Here is a 24,894-nt window from a genome sequence, read left to right on the forward strand (position 1 = left end):
TTTTTAAATTGAGTATAAGTTAGTTTGTTATTTGTTGTCTTTTTCAAATTGACGCTTCTCTTTTAAGGGAGTAGTGTATTGTTCCATTTCTTTTTTTACCATTTCTGGAGTTCTATAACGATCCATACGGTCTATATCGTAATTCTCAAAACTTCTTTTTAACATCCAAAGTGGTCGCTGTAATGTAGACTCCCATTCAAACATTTTTTTAAACATAGATTTTACTTTGTCTGGATGTTTAAATGCAATATTGTTTTGTTCTGCAGTGTCTTTAGATAAATCATATAACTCTGCGGGTCTGTCTGCAAAGCGTATTAATTTCCAATCGCCCTCTCTGTAGGCAAGTCTTACTTCTTTTTTCCAAAATAGAGTATTGTGCGGTCTAGCATTATTTTCGCCATTTATAAAAGGCAAAAGATTAACACCGTCTATATCTTTTAAATCTTCAGTTTTTCCACCTCCTGCTGCGTAAAAAGTAGGTAATAAGTCTAAAGTGCTAACAGGGTAATTGTATTCAGATTTTGATTTTATCTGTTTTGGCCAACTGATTAAATAAGGCACTCTTATGCCGCCTTCTAGATGGTTAGATTTTGTACCGCTTAACGGTAAGTTTAAAGATGCATTTTTATCTGTTGGTCCGCCATTATCGTTAGAGAAAACTATAATTGTGTTTTTATCTAATCCAAGTTCTTTTAATTTGTTTATTACTTTGCCACAGGCTCTGTCGAGTGCTAAGGTCATAGCAGCTAACTCTTTTCGTTTACCGTATAAGTTAGGAAACTTTGCTAAATCTTCTTTTGTTGCTTGCATTGGTGTGTGTACAGCATTAAAAGCTAAGTATATAAAAAAAGGATTGTTTTTGTTTTTTTGAATAAACGAAACTGCTTCGTTTGCCAAGGCATCTGTTACGTACTTTGTTGGTTCTTGGTAATTGCCAAAACCTCTTTCCATTCTGTTATCTAAATTGGCTTTAGAAACATCATTGTAGCCAAAGTAACTACGCGCGCCACCTCTAAATCCGTAAAATTCATCAAAACCTCTTTTTGTTGGGTGGTAACGGTCGGCATCACCTAAATGCCATTTGCCGTACATAGCAGTTTTGTAACCTAATTTTTTTAGGTAATCGGCAATCGTTAATTGGTCTAAAGGCAAACCCATATCGTCTGCTACATACTTAGAGTTGTTGCTCATGTACCCAGGGACATTTATTTCTTCATATCCAAAACGTTGTTGGTATTTACCTGTAATTAAGCCCGCTCTAGATGGTCCGCAAGTGGCATCTGTAACATAGCCTTGGGTAAATTTTGCCCCAGACTTTGCTAATTTATCAAGGTTTGGAGTCTTCATTACTGTACTGCCTTGAAATCCGAAATCTGCATAACCAGCATCATCAGAAAACAAGAAAACAATGTTTGGTTGTTTTTGTGCTTGTAGCTGTATAGCAACAAAAACTAATAATAGGTATAAAATACTTTTCTTCATTTGTGTGTGTCTCACTGTTAGGAATGAGTGAATTACAACAAATTAAAAGAAAAATATGATAAAACGATTAATGCAAATTACCTTGTTGTGGTATTATTTTAACTGTATTGATATGTTAAATAGATAAATTGGAGTTATTTAAACGTAGTTTGTTAATCTTTTATCTCCATAAATTCTACTGGTGCACCGTTGTGTTTTATAAAAGCTACACGCACGCCTTCGCCAGGAGAAAAAGTATCAACTAAAATATCTTTGCCTTGTAAAGCATCTTCCATGTTGTCTACAAAGTAAGCTATGTGTGGTACGGTACGCATTAACTCTGGCATTGGACTGTCAGCATCAAATTTCACCCATTCTATACTGTACTCGTCTTTATCAAACTCTGTGTAATGTATTTTTCCAGGTTCGTAAAAACCATCCCAATCTTTTTCTTCTGTAGTTGGTATTCCAATATGACTAAATTTATATTCCATTTTATTTTTATTAAAATTATTTAATCGATTTAATTAAGAATTGAAAATTGTATTCGCCAGATTTAAGCCTGTATTCGGGTAGTAAATGCGATAATGTTCCGCCTAAACCTGCTTGCGCATAATCTATATTAAGTGTGTAGAAGCCTTCTTCTTTTAACTCAAATGGATGCTTTGCTTCTTCTATATTATTTGCAGAATACGGCCAAATTGAAAAATTAAATTCAGGAGTTCCCGTAATTTGTAAGCCTGTTTTTTGGTTATTCGTTAGTTGTAGCCAACTTGTTTCTGTTCTGTTTCCGTTTTCTTGTGGTAATACATAATTTGTAAACATAGCATCTGTTTTAGAGTGGTATTCTCCTATTTCTGAATTTCGTTTGCGATCACTATAGTTTTCAAACGGACCATTGCCATAGTAAACAGTGTTTTTTAGTTGTTTACTAACGCCCATTGTTAAGCCAATTCTAACTGGTTCTGGTAGGCTAGTGTCTGCTTTTATATTAAAATTAACTGCTATGGTTGCATCACTATAAAAAGTGTAATTAGTATTAAAACTAAGTTTTTTATTCACAAATTGATTGGTTGTAATTGTTATAAACGTTTCGTTTTTAGAGCTAATTTTAGTTTCAGTAGTTTTTATACTATCTGCTATATTTTTCCAAAACATTCTTCCTTTTTTTAAGGTTTTACTGCTGGCACCTCGTATGTCGTTATCTATTGGGGGTCTGTAGAAATTAGGTTTTAAAGGAGAACTAATTTGCTCTACTCCTTTAATTTTGTATGAGCTTAGTAGCCCTTTATCTTTGGTTATTATAGCCGTAAAATTAGAACCGGTAATAGTAAAAGCGTTGTTGCCTTCTAAAGCGTTAATACTTTTATTAGAGGTTGATGTGTAATTTAGAATAGGTTTTTTAGCTTGTAATAGTAATTGTTCTTTAGCTACTTCGTATCCTTTATTTGCCCATAAACGATCTGTTTTTTCGTGAAGTGAAATACGCAGCCAATAATCAGAATTAGAATTAAATTTTTTATTGCTAAATGGTATTGCAACTATTGCAGATGATGACGCGGCAATATCTTGTTTTGGGAGTTCTCCAGATTGAAGCTCTTTTCCGTTTTCTGATAATGTCCATTTAATAACGTACTTGTCTAAATTTGTAAAAGCAAACCGATTTATAATTCGCACTTGCTTATTTTGTAAGTCTGCAGCTTCAAAAGCAACTGGTTGAAAAACATATTTTGCTTCCCAAGCGTGTGGGTTTGGAGTTCTGTCTGAAGCAAAAACACCGTTAATGCAAAAGTTATGGTCATTAGGAGTGTCTCCATAATCACCACCATAAGCGTAAAAGGTATTGCCATTTGGGTCTTTTTTTTCTAAGCCTTGGTCTACCATATCCCAAATAAAACCGCCAATTAAGTTTGGTTTAGCTCTAATAACATCCCAAAATTCTCCTAAACCACCCATAGAATTTCCCATAGCGTGCATATACTCGCACATAATTATGGGTCTGTTTATATGTGCACTGTTTGCAAGATTTTCTAGTTGAGATTGATCTGGATACATTCTGCTAATGACATCAACAAATGGTGGGTCTGTTGGGTTTGCCATAGACGGCCAATTGTTAGATTGGTACCCTGCGTTTTCTATATAAGCAGGATCGTTTGGATCTCCTTGTGCGCCTTCGTAATGAATAAATCGAGACGCATCATAATCTTTTACCCAGGATGCCGCAGCGGCAAAAGCCGGACCAGTACCAGACTCGTTACCTAGAGACCAAGAAATAATACTAGGGTTATTTTTATCGCGTTCTACCATGCGGTATACTCTGCTTAAAATAGGAGCAGCCCAAGAAGGTGAGTAGGGAATAAAACTACCTAAATGGTGGCACTCTATATTGGCTTCTGCCATTACATAAATTCCGTACTCATTACAAAGCTCTAAAAAGTATGGGTCGTTAGGGTAATGAGATGTACGTACGGCATTAAAATTAAATTGTTTCATTAATTCTACATCCTTACGTAAATCTGCTCTGCTTAGTGCTTTTCCGTTTTTTGGGTGATGGTCGTGCCTGTTTATACCCATTATTTTTATGGGTTTGCCGTTAATAAGTAACTCATTTTTGGCACTAAATTCTACAGTTCTAAACCCTATTTTTTGACTTCTAGATTCTGTAATATTCCCGTTAGGATCTTTTAAGTTTAAAACAACGGTGTATAAATATGGGTTTTCTGCTGACCATTTACGGGGTCTTTTAATGTTGGCTTCTAATAAGGCAAATTTAGGAATGTCTCTAGGTGGCCAGCGTTCATTGTAAATAGTATTTACGTCTGCAGATAAGTCCTTGTCTAGTACTTTTTTGTTATCTGCATTATACAGCATTGCTGTAATTGTATAACCTTTTAAGTTATCTTGGTTTTCTTTAATCCAAACTTTAGGTCTAATTTGTAATTTGGCATCTTCAATATTGGCATCGAACTTAGTTTTTATATAAAAATCATTAATGGCAATTTTTGGTTGTGCTAATAATAAAACCTCACGGTGTATACCGCTTAGTCGCCACATATCTTGATCTTCCAAGTAGCTACCATCACTCCACCTAAAAACTTGTACGGCAACTCTATTTTTAATGCCTTTTTTTACGTAATTGGTAATGTCAAACTCTGCAGCCAAACGGCTTCCTTGACTATAGCCTACTTTTTGGCCGTTTAACCATACATAAAATGCAGATGAAACACCGCCAAAATGTAATATTATAGACTGATTATTCCACTCTGTAGGAACTTCAAAATCTCTGTAATAACTACCAACGGGGTTTTCTCTGTATATTTTAGGTGGTTTAGGTGGTTGTGGCCCTTTCCAGTCATACTTTAAATTGGGGTCTTGTATGTTAGGTGTAAAAGGGTATGTAATGTTTGTGTAAATAGGTTGCCCGTATCCTTGCAATTCCCAGTTAGAGGGTACAGGGATATCTGCAAAGTCTTCACCTTTAAAATTAGTAGCAATAAAATCTGTTGGTCTATCTGTAGATTTTGCTGTGTATTTAAACTTCCAAGTTCCGTTTAAAGACTTTATTCGGGCTGTTTGTCTATCGCCTTTTAAGGCATCATTATCATTTTTATAAGAATAGCTAGCAGCCCGAGCTTCCATTTTGTTAATTTCAAAAATATGCTCGTTTTCCCAATCATTTTGGGCTGTTATGTTTTGGCAAACTACAAAAAGTAGAAGCGCAAGTAATAATCTTTGTCTCATAAAAATGCTTAAAAATGCCTTAATAATTTAGTCTTCTAGCAAGCTAACTTGATAGCTTCCTTTATTAATTTCACCATTTTCTCTGGTAACGTAATAGCCATAACCAGGAATCGTTTGTCCGTTTTCAATTTTCTGATCTACATTACCTACGTTAACAATTACAGTAGTGCCATTAGAAAATTTTGTGCGCTGTACTTTAAAATCTTTGCTTAGGTATTCGTGACTAACTAATTCTGCATAAAATGTTTCTTTGTGTATTGGTGCTACTAATTTGTTGGCCATTTTAATCATACTAGCCATGCCATTAAACTCATATGGAGCAAAGAAAATAGTTGTTCCTCTACCAAAAAGTATGCTACGTAATGACTTTATTCTAAAATCACCATTGTTAGTAACCTCGTTGTCTGGATCTTGTATTTTGCCAAATACGGCAATAGCATCATGATACACAAGACTAAAAAGTGGTGCTTTTTTGGATATATTTCCAAGTGGAGGATTACCTAAATAAGTCATACCTTCAAACATATCAAAATAAGGAATCCAAGCCTCTTGTCCATGTTCTGTCCCGTTTACAAGGTTTAAAGAATCTATATATTGAGCTAGTGCAATACGTCCCTCTTTCCCTTTTTCTCTGTACGCAGCAAATGTAATATCTGTAATATCTGCTTTTAAGTTTAACGCTTTTATTTCTTCAGTAATGTGTTTTTTTGCTAAGCCTAATTGATATTTACTATCTACACGTGCCCATCTGCTATTGGTTTCTTGCAGGTTTCCTTTAGCATCTTTCCACATAAATTCTGTTGAAAAATTTGGATCGTTCTCTAACAAAGCAGAGTAGGAGTGGTATGATGAGTATAAGTAACCATATTTGTTAGTTAAGTCTACTGCTTCTTTAAGTTTTTTAACGCCACCAAGTTCTTCACTTATTGGCCAATTGTTAGGTACGTAGTTAGAGAAAGTTCCCCAAGCGTGTATAAAAGCATTGTCTACTTTTAATGTGTCATGTATTGTAGTAATCATATCTTTTAAATCGTCAAAAGTAAAAGCCATACCAGGCATATTTACATAATGAGGATAGCCACCGTAAATACCAAAATAGATAGAACCCGGTAGTTTATCTACATCTGGGTTTCTTGCTAGTTTATCTTTTAAAGAAACAAAATGACCACGTTTTTTAGCTTCTTTTCTGTATTCTTTAGCCATATCTACGTAATCTCCATTTGGAATAAAAGAGTAGGTTATACCGCCAATTGTTTGGTTGGGTTTTGATATGTCCCATACAGGATCTAAAAACTGTATTCTTTGGTAGGTAGACATTTTACCATCTGCATTAAATAAATACTGACCGTTATTATTAATGTTAAAAAATAGTTTTGGTCTTACGTCTTTATCAATAATACCAACAACAGCAGATTTTTTATTGTAGGTTCCCCACCAAGGCATAGATAAACCAGTGCCATTGTTAAAAAGATCTAAAGTGCCAATAGATTTACCGTTATATGTGGTATCATCCCACTTACAAAATCGACCTCCGTTCATTGGAAAAATATAAGACGGACAAATAACGCCTTGCTTTTGTGGTATTACTGCAGCTCCTATATCTTGGTCTGTTTTTAAACTAAAGTGACGAGATGGATACCTTAAACTTATTAGTTTGTGGTTGCTAGAATTGTAGCTTATAATTTCTGCTCTTAATTTAGATGTTTTGGTGTCTAAACTTAATCTAGTTTGTAGTGTTACACCTTTGGCTATAGAGCCATCGTTAAAAGTAGGATTGCTAAATGTGATGACAACCGTATTCTTATCTTTTTTAGTCAGTTCAATTTTTTTACTGTTAGATATGTTTACTGTTTGCTTGGCTTTTTTGCTATCTAAAAGTGTTAATAGACCAGCAGCATTTTCCCAAGGATCTGGATTCCAAACTTGACCTGAATTTTTTTCAACCACGGTAAAATTTCCTGTAGTATTATCTACGGTAACTTTAACTTTGCTATCTTCTAGTACTACTGGATTTTGTGCATGTAAAAAACCTGAATGTATCAATAAGATAATGGAGGTTAAGAGAATTTTTTTAATAATTTTCATAGTTTGGTTTTTGTAGTTCTCAATTGTAAGTATGCTTTAATCTCTGCTTTAATATTTTTAAAATGTTCTGCTAAACCATTAAAATCATTGTTTTTGATAAGCTCTTTGTCTAGTAGGGAGCTGCCCATGCCAACACCAGTTGCACCTGCGGCAAAAAATGAAGCAATATTTTCTTTAGTAACACCACCCGTAGGTAGTACTTTTATTTTATTTAATGGTGCTAGTATGTCTTTTACAAAAGTAGGACCTAGCTGTGTAGCAGGAAAGATTTTTACCTCGGAAGCACCCAAAGACCAAGCTTTGTAAATTTCTGAAGGAGAGTAAGCGCCCGGGAAAATAGGAATACCATCTGCTACTGCTTTTTTTATAACTTCTTCATTAATTATAGGGGTTACAATAAATTGTGCCCCTGCAGAAATAGCATTGTTATAATCTTCTATAGAGCAAACTGTACCTGCGCCAACATTTAAATTTGGAAATTTAGATTGTATTTCTGTAATAATTTCTGTAGCGCCAACAGTGTTCATTGTTATTTCTATGGTAGATAAACCAGCTGTAACGTACGCGTTGGCGATACCTATAATTGTTTCTAAAGGTAGGTTTCTAACAATACCTACAATTGGTGCTTTGTTGTGTAATTTCCAGTTAAAGGGTTTGTGCGTTTTCATATTGTAATAAAATTTTCTTTTGACCTAATAACAATGCATTCTCTAATATTTTATCATCTAAGAGAATTAGGTGTTTTGGATTAATTATTTGCTTTAAGGCTATTTTGTATAGGCTAAAAACGGGATCGGGTGCTACTAAAAATATGTTTTCGGTAGTTTCTTCTAAGTAGCTAATTTCATCACCAATTAAAAGTCCACTTAAAAAATAATAATTTTCTTCTTTTGTTCTAATTTGAAGTAAATCCTTAGCTCTAATTGAAAATAAACTAACACTTAATTGTGCTTGTAGTCCAAGTTGAACACCTTCTAGAAAAGGTTTTTCTAGAACAGTTGATGAGGTAGTGCTAACCGAATTAACTAAGATGCTTTTTTTAGAAAGTATCTCAAATAATTCACCAGTCATATAGTTCTTTAATTCAGTGTAAATTCCGTTGTTGTATGTAATGTGTTTACTGTGTGTTCCTGGTAGTAAAAGAACTCCTTTTTTGTATTTTTTTAATTCTTGTTCTAATCCTATGGCCTGTATTTCTTCGCCACGCATCATTCCGGAACTGGTTTTAGCTCCAGAAACTAAAAGTACTTCTAGGTGGTTGTTAAAAATTAAATGTTTCCAAATTAAATTATTTCCTGAAGCATTTAAAGGAAAATCGGCATAGTTAAGCTCAAACAAACCAATATTGGCAGATGCCATACCTGCGGCAACAATTAAATGTTTTTGATGCTCCTTAGGTAGGCTAGATACTTGTTCTTTTAAGTAATCTGCAAAAAACTGTGTTTGCTCTTTTTCTCGTTGTTTGGAGAATTTTTCATAGAGAGATTTTATTCCACAATCTGTTTTGTGCTCTACAATAATAGTAAGCGTATTTGTTTCTATAACACGCAACCTAAAGTTAGATGTTCCCCAATCGCAACTAATAAAATAATCTGGTAGTGCCATTTAGTTTAATGCTTTAGTAACTCTTTTTTTAATTAAATAATCATCTAATGCATAGGTAGAACAGTCTACACCAATACCGCTGTTTTTTACACCACCGTGTGGCAAGTAAATATCATACTTAACTCCGTTTAGTTGTACTTCTCCAAATTCTAATTTGTTTGCAAAGTAGGCAAGAGTTTCGTCGTTTTTAGAAAATACATACGATGCTAAACCTGCATCTGTATTGTTAGCTAATTCTATAACTTCTTCTTTTGTCGTAAACGGAACAATAAATGCTACAGGCCCAAAAACTTCCTGTTGTAGAATTTCTGGATTAGAGTTTTTAAATGTTATTGCTGTAGGTTCAAAATAATAACCAGGTTGGTCTATTGTTTTACCACCGTACTGTATTTCTCCGCCTTGTTTAACAGCTTCGTTAACTATGTGTTGTACTTTAACTACAGATTGCCTGTTGGTTAAAGGTCCCATTTGTGGCTTATTTTCTTTACCAAAACCAATAGTTGTATTTTTAAATTTATCTACAATACCTTCTGTGAATTTTTTGATCACAGACTTGTGAATGTAAAACCTGTTTGGAGCAACACATATTTGTCCTGTATTGCCAACTTTTAATGCTGCACCTATATTAATTGCAAGTTCTAAATCTGCATCGTCAAAAACAATAAAGGGGGCGTTGCCACCACACTCCATACTGTATCTTTTTATAGACGTTTTACTGCTTTGCTCTATTAATTTTTGAGCAGTTTCTGTAGAGCCAATCATTGTTATTAAGCGCGGAATTTTACTTTCGCAGAGCGGAATGCCTACGTTAGATACATCACCACAAATAACTGTAACGACACCTTTTGGAAAGTCAATTTCGTGACAAATTTCTCCTATAATATATGCAGATAGTGGTGAGAATTCTGAAGGTTTAAGTATCACACTACAGCCAGCAGCTAATGCAGGTCCTAGTTTAAAACCTAAATTTAATAAAGGAAAGTTATAAGCTAAAAAGGCAACGCCAACACCAAGAGGTTGTGAAACAATTTTATGTTCGTGTGAGCCTTCTTTGTCTTCTATTTCTATATCGTGGCGTTTTGCAATTTCTTCAGAATAGTATTCTAGAGAATTGGTAATACTTGTTAGGTCTTCTTCACTTCCTTCCCAAGTTTTCCCCATTTCATGCATTATACTACTGCGCAGTACATCACTTTTTTCTAGAATTTTAGTTCGTAGTTTGCCTATCCAATTTAAGCGTTCTGTTAAAGGTAGGTTAGACCAGTATTTAAATCCTTCTTGTGCAGTTGTTAAAGCTAATTCTGTATCTTCTTTGCTTGCCCAGGCAATGTTTGCAACAGGTTTTTCATCAGCAGGACATATTACATCAAAAGATGCCCCATTAGAAGCATCCCTTAATTCTCCATTTATATATAATTTTTTATTACCGAATTCCAAATCTTTTTTCATTGTAGTGAGTTTCTTTGTCAAGGTATTTTTCTAATTCGTCCATATTTACATCCACACCTAAACCAGGAGTATTAGGAACGGTTAATAATCCGTTATCTACCGTAAGATCGCATTTTGTAACTATATCTCGCAGTGCATTTTCAGACCTATCTAATTCCATTGTTGGCAGATCATTGTACATTCTGCCAGGATTCTTATCTAGATTACCAACAAAATGAGCTGCAGCACTAATAGCAATCCAGGTACCCCAAGAATGTGGTACAATATCTTTATTAAATGCTTGGGCAAGAGTCGCAATTCTTTTGGCTTCTGTTAAGCCTCCGGAAGCACAAATATCAGGTTGTGCAATGTCTACACATTCATTTTCTAATAATCTTTTAAATCCAAATTTTAGATACTCGCACTCGCCGCCAGCAATTGGTATTGTTGTATTTTCTCTTAGTTTTCTGTATCCTTCGTAATCTTCAGGAGATACTGGTTCTTCAAACCAAGAAATATTATATTTTTCTACTTTTCTGCAAAGTTCTATGGCTTCTTGGTAGCTATAGGCGTGGTTGGCATCTATCATTAATCTAATATCATTGCCAATTGCATTACGTATTGCAGCTACATATTTTACATCTTCTTCAATGCTTAAGCCAACTTTCATTTTTATCGCTTTAAAACCTTGAGACTTGTACAGCTTTGCTTCTTCGATTAAAACTTTTTCTAAATTATCTACGCGAGTAAAATACAATCCGGTAGCGTATGGTTGTATAATAGGGTTTTTTAATCCGCCTAAAAGAACGGCAACAGACTTATTTAGTATTTTTCCTTTAATATCCCATAAAGCAACATCAATAGCACTTAGCGCTGCTTGTAGGCTTCCGCTTCTGGCATAATCCATAGATCTTCTATACATTTCTTGCCATAAAACCTCGTGTTCAATGGCTTGTTTGCCTATTAAAAAAGGTTTAAAAAACTCTATACCTGCTTTAATTACGCCTGCAGGCCCATAGCCTTCTCCCCAACCATAAGTGCCGTCTTCTAATGTAATTTTTACAAGACATATTTTCCTAGTGTTGTACTGCCATTGCGAAAAGTAAAAGGGAGTATCCAACTCATGGCTGATTACGTAAGGCTCTATGTTTTTTATCTTCATACCAAAGTGGATTTTTGTGATCCTAAAAGTTTATAAAACGATTAGGGCTGTGTTTTTATAATTATGGTTAATGTGTATTGTCTTTAATAATTGGCGTATCCTAGAATACATATTGCTGTAATAAGGACTGCTAGTCCGCCCATAAGAATTTTAAAAGGGCCTTTCGCATTTTTCCATTCTCCTGCTCTGTATGCCCAGATATTACTTATTATAAGAGCTAGGCCTAATAGAATTGGCCAGCCAATAACAGGACCTAAATCTCCCATTAAAGCTGCGCCTTGGCCATATACGCCAAGTGCCGCAAACCAGAAAACACCAGTGGCAATGGCCCACAGATATGCTTTTTTACTATTTTTTACTTTAAAAGAACTCCACGTATTGTTTTTTGCTAATCTGTAAATAGCATAACCGCCATTCATTGCAAATGCTCCTATTAAAACAACAACCCAAGATGCTAAACTTGCATTTTGTGCACTTGTTCCATAATTGTCTACAGCTATTTTTGCTACTGGAGCAGCATTAGAGAAGCCTACATTTAAAAAGGCAGATAGTACACCCGAAGCAACAGCGATTAGTACGCCTATTTTTATAGATTTATTATTAGAGTCTGTGTTCTTATTTTTAAGTTTGTCTCTTTTTACGCCAGCAATTGCGGTGATGCCCACGCCAATAAGAAGTAATAGAACACCTGTTAATATAATTGGAAATGATGGCTGAGAAAAAGCACCTTCCATTTGAAATAATGGAATAATACAGCCCATTGAAGCCGCTAGTCCCATAACAATACCATAGGTAATAGATATTCCTGTTTTTTCTACGCTAACACCAAAAAGAATACCTCCAATTCCCCATAGGAAACCATATAGAGCAGCTGTCCAAAAAGTGCTAGAATCTGTGCTGGCTATAACGCTAAATAAATCTGGAATAACAATTAAAGCCCATACAAGAGGAATAAGAATCATAGCAACAAAAGCTTGTATAAGCCACCAAGCCTCCCATTTAAGTGGAGCCATATATTTCATTCCTAGTCCAAAAGTTCCTTGAAAAAAACTTGCAAATACAACGAGTATAATTGCTAGTGAGTATGCATCCATTTTAATGTGGTTTTTTGTGTTAGTTGAAGGTATGGCAAGCGTGTGAGTAAATAACTCGTCATCCTTGTATCACAAAGAAACCCTAATATTAAATGTGCGTATTGAAGAATTTTACCTTAGAGCGGCATTATTTTACCCTATAAGCACAAAATTGACAATTGTTTTAGTCTCTTAGAAGTATGTGGGCAATAAAAACCATTAATCCGCCTGACAGCGAAACGATAGCTGTAAGTAGGCTAAAAGATTTTAGTAGTTTTGGAACGGATACATTGTGTATTTCTTTAAATAACCAAAAGAAGCTACTATTTACGTGTATAATTCCTAGCGATCCGGCACAAATTGCAGCTGTTGTAAATGTAGGGTCTAGTGTGCCGTTGCTAATTAGTGGTGCAACAATAGAGGCTGTGGTGATTAGAGAAACGGTAATTGAGCCCGTAACAGTTGTAAAGAGCATGCTGAGTAGAAACGGTACAATTATACCCATGGAAGAGATTGACTCTGCATTGGAGAATAAAGAGCTAACAATGCCAGTGTCTTTTATTACTTGTCCAAAGGCACCACCTGTTCCCGTAATTAAAATAACGATGGCTGTTTTAGAACCTGCACTATTAAAATACGAATTTAATTTGGTAGAGAAGTTCTGTTTGCCAAGTAATGGTAATGCAAAAAGAATTCCGATTAGTAAGGACCATATTGGGTTTTTTATAAATGCTATAAAAGCATTTTCTTCTGTAACAATTGCTCCTATAGACATTAATACAAGCGGAACTAATAAAGCGGCAAAAGGCAGTATCTTTTTATAGCCAGATAATTTCCTGTGTTCTACCTTGTTTATTTTGCTGCTATCTATGTCGCTGGCAGTTTGTAGATTTTTTTTATTGAATTTTAACCAAGTTAATCCTCCAATTATAGCTGCAATGGCTACAGCAACATTTAGGGGTATAATTTCGCCTACATTTATGTTAAAGGCAGATGCTACGGCTAATGGTCCAGGTGTTGGTGGTATTAGGGCGTGTGCAACGGTTAAACTCATGGCTAAAGATAATCCAAGGACTAAAATAGAGTGTCCAGATTTTTTAGATAGTACGTGTAAAGTGGGCAGTAGTGTTAGGTAAGCAACATCCATAAAAACTGGAATCCCAATTAAAAAGCCTATTGCGGCCATACTTAATGGAAGGTATTTAGTTCCGAAAAGGTTAATTATACTATCTGCAATTACGTCAGATCCGCCAGTGTTAGATAATATTTCCCCGAGTAAAGCACCAAAAAGGATAATTAAACCAATCCATTTTAGTGTATTACCAAATCCATTTAGTAAGCTTTCTGTTACGGTCGTAACCGAGCCTCCAGAAGCTAAGCCTAGAATTAGACCAAATACAAGTAAAGCAGGTATTGGGTGTATTTTAAAAACAGTAACTGTTACAATTAATAGAACTATACAGATTACTAAAATAATTAAGGCATGCATAAGTTGGGGCGATTGTTATTTGTTTTAAATAATCAAATGTAATTTTTTAAACTAGATTTTGGTATTTGTGTTTTTATCCTATGTTAGCATTATTATACCATCTTCTTATCAACTATTTTATTGAATTAAATAGCTGTTATTTTTTGATTGTATTTTTCCATGTACTCAGAAGGAGTAACCTTCATTAACGTTTTAAATTGTCTGTTAAAGTTGGTTAGAGTGTTAAATCCGGATTGATAACAAACTGTAGATATTTGCATTTCGCCCTCTATTAATAGTTTGCATGCGTGTCTTAGTCTAATTTCGTTTAGGTATTGTGTGAAGGATTTATGTGTTCTTTTTTTAAAGTATCGGCAAAATGCATTTGGAGTCATAAAAGCTATAGATGCAACCTCTTCTAACTCTATCTTTTTCTCAAAATTTTCAGTTAGGAATAAAATTACCCTAGCCATACGATCTTTTTCATTTTTGTTATAAGTGTTGGTTATAACTTCTGAGCACAAAGGCTTGTGATTTTCACTTACAGATAAAATGTCTAATATTTTTAATAAGCCAATTATTCTAGAAAGACCCTGATTGCCCACTAGTCCTAGGATGTGGTTATGAGCTAGGTAGGTTGCTGCTTTAGAAAATTGAAGTCCCATATTTGCTTTCTGAAAAAGAGCTTGTAAACGTTTGGCTTCTGCTAAATCTAAGAAGTTTTCGCCTAAAAAATTATGTTCAAACTTAATAACAACTAAATCAACAGCTTCGTCTTCTAACTTGTCTGCATAGTATTCTTTGTGATTTTTAAATAAATGAGGTACGTTACTTCCAATTAAATAAAGCTCTCCAGGAGCAAAATTACCTATGGAGTTACCAACATAACGTGTCCCTGTGCTTTTTATAAAGTATATAAGTTCTAATTCTTTATGAAAATGCCAATTTTGTTCTATACAAGGCATTCTGTCTTGGCGCGCAAGAAAAGAATTTTCAGGTCTTTTTTCTGTTTGTTTGTATGTTAGTTTCATAGCTCCTTAGTTTTTTATATAAAAAAGTATAGGCTTTTTCCTTTTAGTCGGGTTATAAATATAGAAAAATTAACCTTAAATGTATTCAATTTGACTTTTTTAGATAAAATAGTGCTACTGTGTGCGTCAAAATTAACACACAACCCTTTTAAGGAGTATTTTTTAGTTTTAATAAAAAGCCTTAGTTCTTACGGTAATTTTGCGTCTATGCTGTTCACTTGGTTAAAAAATTGTAAATTTCGCCTAGAATTCAATTTTTATGCAAAGAGCAGCTTTATTTCTTATGATATTTCTTTGTGTTTCTTGTGATTTTTTCGATTCTAGAGCAGTTAGGACTCAGAAGTTAATAGAGCAAGAAATGGAAGGTATAGATTGGAATACCGTAGATCAATTTCCGTTGTTTGAAGGGTGCGATGAGTTAGCGTCAAAAGAAGAACAAAAAAAGTGTTTTGAGGAAATGCTACTATTGCATTATTCAGAGATACTGGGAGATTTTGAATTTGTATTAGATAGAAGTATAAAAGATACCATACGTATAGATTTCTTGATAAATGATAAAGGTGTAATATCTATCCTAGATATAGAGCAAGATTCTATAATTACAAATCAGATACCTGGATTTAATGGTATTATTTCTCGTGGCATTAGAAGTTTGCCAAAAGTGAGACCTGCATTAAAAAGAGGAATACCTGTAAGGGCAAAATTTAGAATTCCGTTAATCATAAATACCAAATAACGTTTTAGTGTCTAAAGAGAGAATAATTTTAGGGGTAGATCCTGGAACTACAATTATGGGTTTTGGACTTATAAAAATTGTAGGTAAAAAAATGGAATTTTTGCAAATGAACGAGTTGTTGTTGCAAAAATACAAAGACCCGTACACTAAGTTGAAATTAATTTTTGAGCGTACTATAGAGCTTATAGATACATATCATCCTGATGAAATGGCGTTAGAAGCTCCTTTTTTTGGTAAAAACGTACAGTCTATGTTAAAGTTAGGTCGTGCGCAAGGTGTGGCTATGGCTGCGGGTTTGTCAAGAGAAATACCAGTAACAGAGTACATGCCAAAGAAAATTAAAATGGCAATAACGGGTAGTGGTAATGCAAGTAAAGAGCAAGTTGCGGGTATGTTGCAAAATCTGTTAGGTTTAAAAGAGTTGCCTAAAAATTTAGATGCAACAGATGGGTTGGCAGCTGCAGTTTGTCATTATTATAACAGCAATAAAATAGAAACGGGTAAGAGTTATTCTGGCTGGGATTCTTTTATAAAGCAAAACCAAGATAGAGTAAAAAAATAAAATTTAATGGCAGGCATTTATATTCATATTCCGTTTTGTAAGCAGGCGTGTCATTATTGCGATTTTCATTTTTCTACCACAATGGGGAAAAAAGAAGAAATGCTAGAGGCTATTTCTAAGGAGCTTGTTTTGCGTAAAAATGAGTTTGCTAATACCAAAGTAGAAACTATATATTTTGGTGGTGGTACACCATCTGTTTTAGAGACTGAAGAAATTAATAAACTTATAGAAACGGTGTATGCAAATTATGCTGTAACTGTAGATCCAGAGATTACTTTAGAGGCAAATCCGGACGATTTATCAACCCGAAAAATAAAACAATTAGCAGCTTCTAAGGTGAATAGGCTAAGTATAGGCGTGCAGTCTTTTTTTGAAGATGATTTAAAATTGATGAATAGAGCGCATAGTGCGACAGAAGCAGAGAGTAGTATAGCAGAAGCTACTACTTATTTTTCTAATATATCTATAGATCTAATTTACGGTATTCCAGGAATGTCTAATAAAAAGTGGTTGCAAAACATACAGAAGGCATTGTCTTTTGGATTGCCGCATATTTCTAGTTATGCGCTTACTGTAGAGCCAAAAACGGCATTAGATAAGTTTATTAAAAAAGGAGAAATAGCACCGGTAAAAGATAGTGTTTCTCAAGAGCATTATAAGATATTGGTAGAAGAGTTGGCTAAAGAAGGATTTGTAAATTATGAGTTTTCTAATTTTGGGAAGCCAGAATTTTTCTCTAAAAATAACACCGCCTATTGGTTGGGTAAAAAATATATTGGAGTGGGGCCGTCTGCACATTCTTTTGATGGAGAAAAGAGGAGCTGGAATATAAATAACAATCCTAAATATATAAAGGCTTTAGCCAAAGGGGAGTTTCCAAGAGAAATTGAAGAGTTGTCTGTTGTAGATCGATATAATGAATACGTAATGACAGGTTTGCGAACTATTTGGGGTGTTTCTGTTGCAAAGGTTGAAGTAGATTTTGGTGAAGATTATGTTGCTTATTTAAAAAAAGAAGCAGAAGGTAAAATTAAAAAGGGTTTGTTGGAGTTTCGTGATAATACACTTTTTGTAACTGCAAAAGGAAAGTTTTTGAGTGACGGAATTGCGGCAGATTTATTTATTGTTAATGTGTAAGGTTTAATATAGAAAGAGATAGATGAAGGCAGTTATAAAAGTAAGAACAAAGAATTATACTATTAATTTAAGTGAAGGTTTAGATATTTCTATGCCTTTACAGGGCAGTGAGTCTAATGTAAATGCGTGGTATGTAGATGCACCTGTTATAGAACCGCATACAGAAGAGGGTTTTGTAGGAGCTGTTAAGCAGGGGGCATCGGTTAATTTTAATAATATTAGTTTTAATCCGCATGCGCATGGTACACATACAGAATGTGCTGGTCATATTACAGAAGAGTTTATGTCTATAAACCAAAAGCTAAAACAGTTTTTCTTTTTAGCAGAGGTAATAACTATTGCGCCAGAAAAAATAGGAGACGATTTTGTAATTTCTAAAAAGCAATTGCAATATGCGTTAGGTAATAAAAAGAGAGAGGCTTTAGTTATACGTACAATCCCTAACTTGTCTGATAAAATTAGTATGCAATATTCTAATACAAATCCACCTTATTTATTAGAAGAAGGTGCTACTTTTTTAAAGGAAAAAGGAGTAGATCATTTGTTAATAGATTTGCCTTCTGTAGATAAAGAAAAGGATGATGGATTGCTAGTTTCTCATAGGGCTTTTTGGAATTTTGGAGGTAAAATAAGAGAGAACGCAACGATAACGGAATTTATATATGTTGCAAATACCATAGTAGATGGTTCTTATTTTTTAAATTTGCAGGTAGCTCCTTTTGAGAATGATGCAAGTCCTAGTAGGCCAGTTTTGTATAAAATTGAAGAATAAAACAGTAAAACAATGCTGTTTTTAATACGAGATTATAAATGAATGGTATTATAGAAGTTTTTTTAGGTTTAATATTAGGTGCAATATTAATGTATTGGGTCTATTCTTTTTTTAGAACCAAAAAGACAAAAGAGGTGACGCACAAACAGTCTACCGTGTTGTTAGAAAAAATAAAGAGAGTATGTAAGCTAATTTCTGTAGAAGGAGATTTTGCTGAGGTTTATCAGTACCATAATACTAAGGAGCATTTTATGAGCTTGGTAAGTAGTAAAAAGAAAGCATTGGTTATTATAAATGCCAAAGTACAGATTGGGTACGATCTTAAAAAGATACTTTTAAACGCAGATGATGTAAATAAGAAAATTGTACTTACTAATTTTCCTGAGCCAGAAGTACTGTCCATTTCTCCAGAGTTGCAATTCTACGATATTAAAAACGGGTTATTTAATTCTTTTTCTCCAGAAGATTTAACCAACGTAAATAAAGAAGCAAAAGAGCATATTTTAGATAAGATACCTGTAAGTGGTCTAATGGAGACAGCTCGTAAAGAAGCTATGGAAACTATACTTTTAGTAGAAACTATAGTGGAAACTATTGGTTGGAAGCTAGATTATTCTGCTTTAAGGATTGAAGACAAAAAAGAAGTAAAGCAAATAGAGCAAGAAATTAATAGGTAATATATTTTTATGAAGGTTGATACTAATAATTTTGAACCAGTATTTGTACACACTGTATTCTTTTGGCTAAAAAACCCTGATAGAGCAGAAGATCGGGAGGCGTTTGTGGCATCTCTTCGTAAATTTTTAAACGCTTCGAAATATGCACATACTAATTTTATTGGTACACCGCCAAAAGCAACAAGAGACGTTGTAGATGGTAGTTTTACTTTTAGCTTGTTGGTGTCTTTTACGTCTGTAGAAAATCAAAATAAGTACCAGGCTGAAGATGTTCATTTAACATTTGTAGATGAGGCATCTCATTTGTGGAATAAGGTTGTGGTATACGATTCTAATGAGGTGTAAACGTAGTGAACAATGAATATAGAAGACTTTAGGGAGTATTGTATTTCTAAAAAAGGAATAACGGAAGAATTTCCTTTTGATGAGCATACTTTGGTTTTTAAGGTGATGGGAAAAATGTTTGCTTTGGTAGCTTTAAGACGTCTGCCATCGCAAGTAAACTTAAAATGTGATCCGGAGTATGCAGAAGAACTAAGAGAGACACATGATGGTGATGTTATTCCTGGGTATCATATGAGTAAAAAGCATTGGAATACAGTTTTAATAGAACGTATTTCCCCTCAATTAACAAAGAAATTTATAGACCACTCTTATGATTTAGTGGTGTGTGGTCTTACTAAAAAACTAAAAACAGAATTAGAGAATTTGGAGTAATAACTAATATCTTTACATTTTTCTGTTTACACAATTTTACGCAACAATACATGGAAGAGCTTACTGCATTTTATACAAATAACATTGCCGCATATAAAGAAGAATCTAAAAAGGTTAAGTCTAAGTTGTTAAGGTCTAGTTTGCTTAGGCTGGCTGTTTTTTTAGTGGCCGCTTTTGGAATTTATTTTTTTATGGGTAATGCTAAAATTGTAATGGCAGTTATATTAGGTGCTATTATATTGTTTGTGTATTTGGTTTCTAAGCACTCGGATTTACAATATGTATATCATAAGTTTCTAGCGTTAATTAAAATTAATGAAATAGAGATAGATGTTCTAAATCGTAAATTTCATAACCTTCCAGATGGGGAGGAATTTAGTAACCCCATACATTTTTATAGTCAGGATATAGACTTATTTGGTAAGGGGTCTTTTTATCAGTTTAGTAATCGAACTGCATTAGAGCAGGGCAGTGAAACCTTAGCAAAGCAGTTTACAGATAATAATATAGACAACATAGAGCAAAAACAAGATGCGATCAAGGAATTAGCCTCTAAACCTAAGTGGAGACAACAATTTGCTGCCATTGCAACACTTGTAAAAGCTGAGGTTTCATATAAGACTATTGTTTCTTGGGTGGAGAAACACACCTCTTTTATTCCTCAGGTAATGCAATACATACCAACTGTATTTGCAATAGTTTCTGTAGCTACTTTTGTATTGTACTTTTTGGGTTTAATTTCTGGATTTGTTATCGCAATTTGGTTTTTTGTTGGGATACTAGTTACTGGATTTTTCTTTAAAAAGGTAAGTAAACTTGCAGCTGATATGGGAAAAATACAAAGTACTTTTCAGCAGTATCAAAAGCTAATTGTAGAGATTGAAAACATAGAATTTACGTCTAATTTGCTCAAAGAAAAAAGGAATGTTATTGTAAAAAACAGCAAGAAAACATCAGTTGTACTTCATGAGTTTTCAAGGATTTTAGGAGCTTTGGATCAGCGTAATAATATGATTTTTGGATTTCTAGGCAATGGTTTTTTACTGTGGGATATTCTTCAATCTTATAAGATAGAACAATGGATAGCTAAGCATGGTAGTTCTGTAGAAGAGTGGTTTAATGTAATTGCGTTTTTTGATGCGTACAATAGTTTGGGTAATTTTGCTTTTAATAATCCATCTTATGTATACCCTAGAATACATGATGCAGGAAAAGTTCTTAAAGTAGAAAATGCTGCTCATCCTTTATTAGATCCTGCAAAAAGCGTAAAGAATAATATAGATATAAATAATGCAGAGTTTTTTATAGTTACAGGAGCTAATATGGCTGGTAAAAGTACTTTTTTACGTACAGTGTCTTTGCAAATTGTAATGGCTAATATGGGATTACCTGTTTGTGGTACTGCGGCAGAATATTCGCCTATTAAGTTAATAACAAGTATGCGTACAACAGACTCACTTACAGATGATGAGTCTTACTTTTTTTCAGAATTAAAACGATTAAAGTTTATAGTTGATGAAATACAAAACGACCGTTACTTTATTGTTTTGGATGAAATTTTAAAGGGTACAAATAGCACCGATAAGGCTATTGGCTCTCGTAAGTTTGTTGAAAAACTGGTAGCCTCTAAATCTACTGGAATAATTGCAACACATGATCTAAGTTTATGTAAGGCTGCGGATGAATTACCAGGTGTTAAAAATCATTATTTTGATGCCGAAATTATTAATGACGAGCTGCATTTTGACTATAAATTTAAAGATGGTATTTGTAAAAATATGAATGCTTCCTTTTTGCTGAAAAAAATGGAAATAGTAGATTAAAAATAGACTCGAACAAAAGGCATTAAAGCATCAAAATTTATACTTTTTTCATCGTCATGTAAAACATCATAACGTACACCAATTGTAACATTTTGGTTGCTGTAGCCTAATCCTAAATATAAGGCAGGGTTCCAGTAGTCATCATCTATTGTGCTGCCATTAAATCCAAATTCTCTATTTATTCTAAGTTCTTCAAACTCTGCAGATAGTTGTATTTGTGGTATTACATTAAATAGCGTTAATGCGCTTGCTCCATAGGCTATAAGCTTAGAATCTCCATATTTAGAGTAGTTAAAGCTTAGCCCTGTTCCAACGGCAAGCATTGAGTTTACTTGGTATATTGCACTTGGTGATACTGCGGCATTAAAAGAGTCGTTGCCAAAGCCAACACCTAATCCACCTCCAAAATGTACATTCTCCCAAAAGTCTGAAGAGGAATTTGTTAGCTGAGATGTTGCTTTATTCGTAGTAAAAGCGGTTATCAAAATGCTAAAAACGAATATTTTTGAGAAGAAGTAGTTGTTTTTTATCATTCTTGTTATTTTTTTTCATTATTACGCACTAAGATATGCTTATAAAAGCTAAAAGTTGTATTTTTGAATAAATTTTGTTTAAAAGACAGAGAAGAATTTTCAATGGATAAATATTCGTTTTTAAACGCAGCGCATACATCATTTTTTGCGACCTTATATGATAAATACTTAATTAGCCCTGATAGTGTAGAGCCAAGTTGGCGTGCCTTTTTTCAAGGTTTTGACTTTGGTCAAGAGACGGCACTAGAAGAGTTTTCTGAAAATGGACCGGCAGTAGAAGCTGCAATGCCACAATCCCTTCAGAAAGAATTTAAAGTAATTAAGCTAATAGATGGGTACAGAAGTAGAGGGCATTTGTTTACTAAAACAAATCCTGTTCGCGAAAGAAGAAAATACACACCAACATTAGAATTAGACAACTTTGGTTTATCTGAAGCCGATTTGGAAACTGTTTTTACTGCAGGAGAAATCCTTGGTATTGGTGCAGTATCTCTAAAAGAAATTATAAGACACTTACAAAATATATACTGCGAGGCTATTGGCGTGGAGTATATGTACATTCGTAAGCCAGAGAGAGTGGAGTGGATTCAGAATTGGCTAAATGTCAATGATAATCATCCGCGCTTTAATGCAGATAGAAAAAAACATATTCTTAAAAAATTAAATCAAGCTGTTTCTTTTGAGAGCTTTTTGCATACCAAGTACGTAGGTCAAAAACGTTTTTCGATTGAAGGAAACGAGTCTTTAATACCTGCTTTAGATGCCGTTGTAGAACGTGCAGCAGAAATGGGAGTAGAGCAGTTTGTAATGGGTATGGCTCACCGTGGTAGACTTAACGTGCTTACCAATATTTTTGGTAAAGCGGCTAAAGATATCTTTAGCGAGTTTGATGGTAAAGATTATGAGCAAGAGATTTTTGATGGTGATGTAAAATATCACTTAGGTTGGACGTCTGAACGTAAAGCTAGTAATGGCAATAAAATAAAAATGAATATTGCGCCAAACCCATCTCACTTAGAGACTGTTGGTGCGGTAGTAGAAGGTATTGCTAGAGCTAAACAGGATGCGCATTTCCCTGAAGATTTTTCAAAAGTATTGCCAATTGTTGTACACGGAGATGCTGCTATTGCGGGTCAAGGTTTGGTGTATGAGGTTGTGCAAATGGCAAACTTGGATGGGTATAAAACAAATGGTACTATACATATTGTTGTTAATAATCAAATTGGTTTTACAACAAACTATTTAGATGCGAGATCTTCTACATATTGTACAGATATTGCAAAGGTAACTTTAAGTCCAGTATTACATGTTAATGCAGATGATGCCGAAGCTGTAGTGCATGCGTCTTTATTTGCATTAGAGTATAGAATGCGTTTTAATAGAGATGTATTTATAGATTTATTAGGCTACAGAAAATACGGTCATAACGAAGGTGATGAACCTCGTTTTACGCAACCTAAATTATACAAAGCAATATCTAAGCACGATAATTCTAGAGACATCTATGCAGAGCGTTTGCTTGCAGAAGGAGTTATAGAAAAAGGTTTTGTAAAAGAATTAGAAGATGAGTATAAGGCTTCTTTAGAGGAGGAATTAGAGGATTCTAGAAAAGAAGATAAAACCATTATTACGCCTTTTATGGCTGATGAGTGGAAAGGTTTTGACTCTGTCAGAGAATGGGAGATGATGAAAACTGTAGATACCACTTTTGATAAAGGTAAGCTTACAGAAATAGCTAAGGTGATTACAGAATTGCCAGGTGATAAAAAGTTTTTACGTAAGGTTGAAAAGTTGATAAGAGATCGTAAAAATATGTTCTTTGAAACTGATAAGCTGGACTGGGCAATGGGTGAGCTTCTAGCTTACGGTACATTGTTACAAGAAGGTTACGGCGTAAGAATGTCTGGGCAAGATGTAGAGAGAGGTACTTTTTCTCACCGTCATGCAGTTATGAAGGTTGAAGAAAGTGAAGAGGAGATTATCTTATTAAATCACTTGTCTAAAGAGCAAGCTAAGTTTCAAATATACAATTCACTCTTATCTGAATATGGTGTAGTTGGTTTTGATTATGGATATGCAATGGCAAGTCCAAGAACACTAACAATTTGGGAAGCGCAATTTGGTGACTTTAGTAATGGAGCGCAAATTATGTTAGATCAATATATTTCTGCTGCTGAAGATAAATGGAAACTGCAGAATGGTTTGGTAATGTTATTGCCTCACGGTTATGAAGGTCAAGGTGCAGAACATTCATCTGCTCGTATGGAAAGATATTTACAGTTGTGTGCTAGAGATAATATGTTTATTGCAGATGTATCTACGCCGGCTCAAATGTTCCATATTTTGCGTCGACAAATGAAAGTTAATTACAGAAAACCTTTGGTTATATTTACACCAAAGAGTTTGTTAAGACACCCTAAAGCGGTTTCTTCTGTTGAGGAATTTGCAAACGGATCTTTTCAAGAAGTTATAGATGATGTTTCTGTAGATGTAAGTAAAGTAAAATCTTTAGTTTTCTGTACAGGTAAATTCTATTACGATTTATTAGCCGTAAAAGAAGAACAAAACAGAGAAGATGTTGCTTTGGTAAGGGTAGAGCAATTATTCCCGTTACCATCAGAAAAAATGACAAAAATTATTGGTAAATATACAAATGCAGACGACATTGTATGGGCTCAAGAAGAACCAAGAAATATGGGGGCTTGGAGTCATATAATGATGCATTATGGAAATGCTAATAAATTAAGGGTTGCTTCTAGACGTTTTTATGCATCGCCAGCTGCTGGTAGTGCAGTACGTTCTAAACGTAGACACCAACAAGTAATAGATTATGTCTTTGATAAAACCAAAGACAATATGACAAAAAGATAAACACAATAACAC

At 34.2% G+C, this 24,894-nt stretch carries 21 protein-coding genes; 9 read left to right on the top strand and 12 right to left on the bottom strand.

Going from position 1 to position 24,894, the window contains the following annotated elements:
• Positions 1–27: 27 nt before the first annotated feature.
• The 11 genes from M4I21_RS07585 to M4I21_RS07635 form a co-directional block, all read right to left on the bottom strand.
• Entirely contained in the window at positions 28–1,482 is a 1,455-nt protein-coding gene (locus M4I21_RS07585; protein WP_249558514.1) for a sulfatase, read from the bottom strand.
• Positions 1,483–1,634: 152 nt separating this feature from the next.
• Positions 1,635–1,955 carry a VOC family protein gene (locus tag M4I21_RS07590; RefSeq protein ID WP_249558515.1) on the bottom strand — a complete coding sequence of 107 codons (321 nt, stop codon included), beginning with the start codon at positions 1,953–1,955 and terminating at the stop codon, positions 1,635–1,637.
• Positions 1,956–1,971: 16 nt separating this feature from the next.
• On the bottom strand, positions 1,972–5,202 hold the full coding sequence (locus M4I21_RS07595) for a glycoside hydrolase family 2 TIM barrel-domain containing protein (RefSeq protein WP_249558516.1): 3,231 nt from the start codon (positions 5,200–5,202) through the stop codon (positions 1,972–1,974).
• A 27-nt stretch (positions 5,203–5,229) separates the two neighbouring features.
• On the bottom strand, positions 5,230–7,287 hold the full coding sequence (locus M4I21_RS07600) for a DUF5696 domain-containing protein (RefSeq protein ID WP_249558517.1): 2,058 nt from the start codon (positions 7,285–7,287) through the stop codon (positions 5,230–5,232).
• The gene (locus M4I21_RS07605) at positions 7,284–7,955 is read right to left on the bottom strand and encodes a bifunctional 4-hydroxy-2-oxoglutarate aldolase/2-dehydro-3-deoxy-phosphogluconate aldolase (RefSeq protein ID WP_249558518.1); all 672 of its coding nucleotides are present in this window, start codon (positions 7,953–7,955) and stop codon (positions 7,284–7,286) included. The genes M4I21_RS07600 and M4I21_RS07605 overlap by 4 nt, the downstream gene beginning before the upstream one ends.
• Positions 7,933–8,892 carry a 2-dehydro-3-deoxygalactonokinase gene (locus tag M4I21_RS07610; protein WP_249558519.1) on the bottom strand — a complete coding sequence of 320 codons (960 nt, stop codon included), beginning with the start codon at positions 8,890–8,892 and terminating at the stop codon, positions 7,933–7,935. The genes M4I21_RS07605 and M4I21_RS07610 overlap by 23 nt, the downstream gene beginning before the upstream one ends.
• Positions 8,893–10,341, bottom strand: coding sequence for an aldehyde dehydrogenase family protein (locus M4I21_RS07615; protein WP_249558520.1), 1,449 nt, complete (start codon positions 10,339–10,341; stop codon positions 8,893–8,895).
• A complete protein-coding gene (locus M4I21_RS07620) occupies positions 10,316–11,482 on the bottom strand; it encodes a mandelate racemase/muconate lactonizing enzyme family protein (RefSeq protein WP_249558521.1) in 1,167 nt (388 codons plus the stop codon). Before M4I21_RS07620 ends, M4I21_RS07615 begins: the two co-directional genes overlap by 26 nt.
• 83 nt (positions 11,483–11,565) lie before the next feature.
• On the bottom strand, positions 11,566–12,576 hold the full coding sequence (locus tag M4I21_RS07625; protein ID WP_249558522.1) for an L-rhamnose/proton symporter RhaT: 1,011 nt from the start codon (positions 12,574–12,576) through the stop codon (positions 11,566–11,568).
• 163 nt (positions 12,577–12,739) lie between these two features.
• Positions 12,740–14,044: a GntP family permease gene (locus M4I21_RS07630; protein WP_249558523.1), complete on the bottom strand. Its 1,305-nt coding sequence runs from the start codon at positions 14,042–14,044 to the stop codon at positions 12,740–12,742.
• Positions 14,045–14,169: 125 nt separating this feature from the next.
• Complete coding sequence (locus M4I21_RS07635; RefSeq protein ID WP_249558524.1) at positions 14,170–15,054, bottom strand: AraC family transcriptional regulator; 885 nt, start codon at positions 15,052–15,054, stop codon at positions 14,170–14,172.
• 259 nt (positions 15,055–15,313) lie between these two features.
• Here M4I21_RS07635 and M4I21_RS07640 point away from each other — a divergent pair, with 259 nt between their 5' ends.
• Genes M4I21_RS07640 through M4I21_RS07675 form a run of 8 tightly spaced genes read left to right on the top strand, consistent with a single transcriptional unit; the run spans position 15,314 to position 21,478 of the window.
• A complete protein-coding gene (locus M4I21_RS07640; protein WP_249558525.1) occupies positions 15,314–15,790 on the top strand; it encodes a hypothetical protein in 477 nt (158 codons plus the stop codon).
• 7 nt (positions 15,791–15,797) lie between these two features.
• Positions 15,798–16,352, top strand: a complete 555-nt coding sequence (ruvC, locus tag M4I21_RS07645) for a crossover junction endodeoxyribonuclease RuvC (RefSeq protein WP_249558526.1) — start codon at positions 15,798–15,800, stop codon at positions 16,350–16,352.
• Positions 16,353–16,358: 6 nt separating this feature from the next.
• Positions 16,359–17,489 (top strand): radical SAM family heme chaperone HemW, encoded by a 1,131-nt coding sequence (hemW, locus tag M4I21_RS07650; protein WP_249558527.1) that lies wholly within the window; start codon positions 16,359–16,361, stop codon positions 17,487–17,489.
• Between the two features lie 22 nt (positions 17,490–17,511).
• Positions 17,512–18,261 (top strand): cyclase family protein, encoded by a 750-nt coding sequence (locus M4I21_RS07655; protein WP_249558528.1) that lies wholly within the window; start codon positions 17,512–17,514, stop codon positions 18,259–18,261.
• A 38-nt stretch (positions 18,262–18,299) separates the two neighbouring features.
• Positions 18,300–18,938, top strand: a complete 639-nt coding sequence (locus M4I21_RS07660) for a DUF4230 domain-containing protein (protein ID WP_249558529.1) — start codon at positions 18,300–18,302, stop codon at positions 18,936–18,938.
• Positions 18,939–18,947: 9 nt separating this feature from the next.
• Positions 18,948–19,283, top strand: a complete 336-nt coding sequence (locus tag M4I21_RS07665) for a Dabb family protein (protein WP_249558530.1) — start codon at positions 18,948–18,950, stop codon at positions 19,281–19,283.
• 12 nt (positions 19,284–19,295) lie between these two features.
• On the top strand, positions 19,296–19,655 hold the full coding sequence (locus tag M4I21_RS07670) for an MmcQ/YjbR family DNA-binding protein (protein WP_249558531.1): 360 nt from the start codon (positions 19,296–19,298) through the stop codon (positions 19,653–19,655).
• Positions 19,656–19,705: 50 nt separating this feature from the next.
• Positions 19,706–21,478, top strand: coding sequence for a MutS-related protein (locus M4I21_RS07675; protein WP_249558532.1), 1,773 nt, complete (start codon positions 19,706–19,708; stop codon positions 21,476–21,478).
• Here M4I21_RS07675 and M4I21_RS07680 read toward each other — a convergent pair.
• Positions 21,475–22,011, bottom strand: a complete 537-nt coding sequence (locus M4I21_RS07680) for an alpha-ketoglutarate decarboxylase (RefSeq protein WP_249558533.1) — start codon at positions 22,009–22,011, stop codon at positions 21,475–21,477. The genes M4I21_RS07675 and M4I21_RS07680 overlap by 4 nt on opposite strands.
• Positions 22,012–22,113: 102 nt before the next feature.
• Here M4I21_RS07680 and M4I21_RS07685 point away from each other — a divergent pair, with 102 nt between their 5' ends.
• On the top strand, positions 22,114–24,882 hold the full coding sequence (locus M4I21_RS07685) for a 2-oxoglutarate dehydrogenase E1 component (RefSeq protein WP_249558736.1): 2,769 nt from the start codon (positions 22,114–22,116) through the stop codon (positions 24,880–24,882).
• Positions 24,883–24,894: the final 12 nt, after the last annotated feature.

It is taken from the genome of Cellulophaga sp. 20_2_10 (assembly GCF_023476645.1).
GTDB lineage: Bacteria > Bacteroidota > Bacteroidia > Flavobacteriales > Flavobacteriaceae > Cellulophaga.

What these genes read in the sequence shown, in the direction of transcription:
- M4I21_RS07585 (WP_249558514.1), bottom strand. Translation starts at nt 1,482, where the DNA reads ATGAAGAAAAGTATTTTATACCTATTATTAGTTTTTGTTGCTATACAG.
- M4I21_RS07590 (WP_249558515.1), bottom strand. Translation starts at nt 1,955, where the DNA reads ATGGAATATAAATTTAGTCATATTGGAATACCAACTACAGAAGAAAAA.
- M4I21_RS07595 (WP_249558516.1), bottom strand. Translation starts at nt 5,202, where the DNA reads ATGAGACAAAGATTATTACTTGCGCTTCTACTTTTTGTAGTTTGCCAA.
- M4I21_RS07600 (WP_249558517.1), bottom strand. Translation starts at nt 7,287, where the DNA reads ATGAAAATTATTAAAAAAATTCTCTTAACCTCCATTATCTTATTGATA.
- M4I21_RS07605 (WP_249558518.1), bottom strand. Translation starts at nt 7,955, where the DNA reads ATGAAAACGCACAAACCCTTTAACTGGAAATTACACAACAAAGCACCA.
- M4I21_RS07610 (WP_249558519.1), bottom strand. Translation starts at nt 8,892, where the DNA reads ATGGCACTACCAGATTATTTTATTAGTTGCGATTGGGGAACATCTAAC.
- M4I21_RS07615 (WP_249558520.1), bottom strand. Translation starts at nt 10,341, where the DNA reads ATGAAAAAAGATTTGGAATTCGGTAATAAAAAATTATATATAAATGGA.
- M4I21_RS07620 (WP_249558521.1), bottom strand. Translation starts at nt 11,482, where the DNA reads ATGAAGATAAAAAACATAGAGCCTTACGTAATCAGCCATGAGTTGGAT.
- M4I21_RS07625 (WP_249558522.1), bottom strand. Translation starts at nt 12,576, where the DNA reads ATGGATGCATACTCACTAGCAATTATACTCGTTGTATTTGCAAGTTTT.
- M4I21_RS07630 (WP_249558523.1), bottom strand. Translation starts at nt 14,044, where the DNA reads ATGCATGCCTTAATTATTTTAGTAATCTGTATAGTTCTATTAATTGTA.
- M4I21_RS07635 (WP_249558524.1), bottom strand. Translation starts at nt 15,054, where the DNA reads ATGAAACTAACATACAAACAAACAGAAAAAAGACCTGAAAATTCTTTT.
- M4I21_RS07640 (WP_249558525.1), top strand. Translation starts at nt 15,314, where the DNA reads ATGCAAAGAGCAGCTTTATTTCTTATGATATTTCTTTGTGTTTCTTGT.
- hemW (WP_249558527.1), top strand. Translation starts at nt 16,359, where the DNA reads ATGGCAGGCATTTATATTCATATTCCGTTTTGTAAGCAGGCGTGTCAT.
- M4I21_RS07655 (WP_249558528.1), top strand. Translation starts at nt 17,512, where the DNA reads ATGAAGGCAGTTATAAAAGTAAGAACAAAGAATTATACTATTAATTTA.
- M4I21_RS07660 (WP_249558529.1), top strand. Translation starts at nt 18,300, where the DNA reads ATGAATGGTATTATAGAAGTTTTTTTAGGTTTAATATTAGGTGCAATA.
- M4I21_RS07665 (WP_249558530.1), top strand. Translation starts at nt 18,948, where the DNA reads ATGAAGGTTGATACTAATAATTTTGAACCAGTATTTGTACACACTGTA.
- M4I21_RS07670 (WP_249558531.1), top strand. Translation starts at nt 19,296, where the DNA reads ATGAATATAGAAGACTTTAGGGAGTATTGTATTTCTAAAAAAGGAATA.
- M4I21_RS07675 (WP_249558532.1), top strand. Translation starts at nt 19,706, where the DNA reads ATGGAAGAGCTTACTGCATTTTATACAAATAACATTGCCGCATATAAA.
- M4I21_RS07680 (WP_249558533.1), bottom strand. Translation starts at nt 22,011, where the DNA reads ATGATAAAAAACAACTACTTCTTCTCAAAAATATTCGTTTTTAGCATT.
- M4I21_RS07685 (WP_249558736.1), top strand. Translation starts at nt 22,114, where the DNA reads ATGGATAAATATTCGTTTTTAAACGCAGCGCATACATCATTTTTTGCG.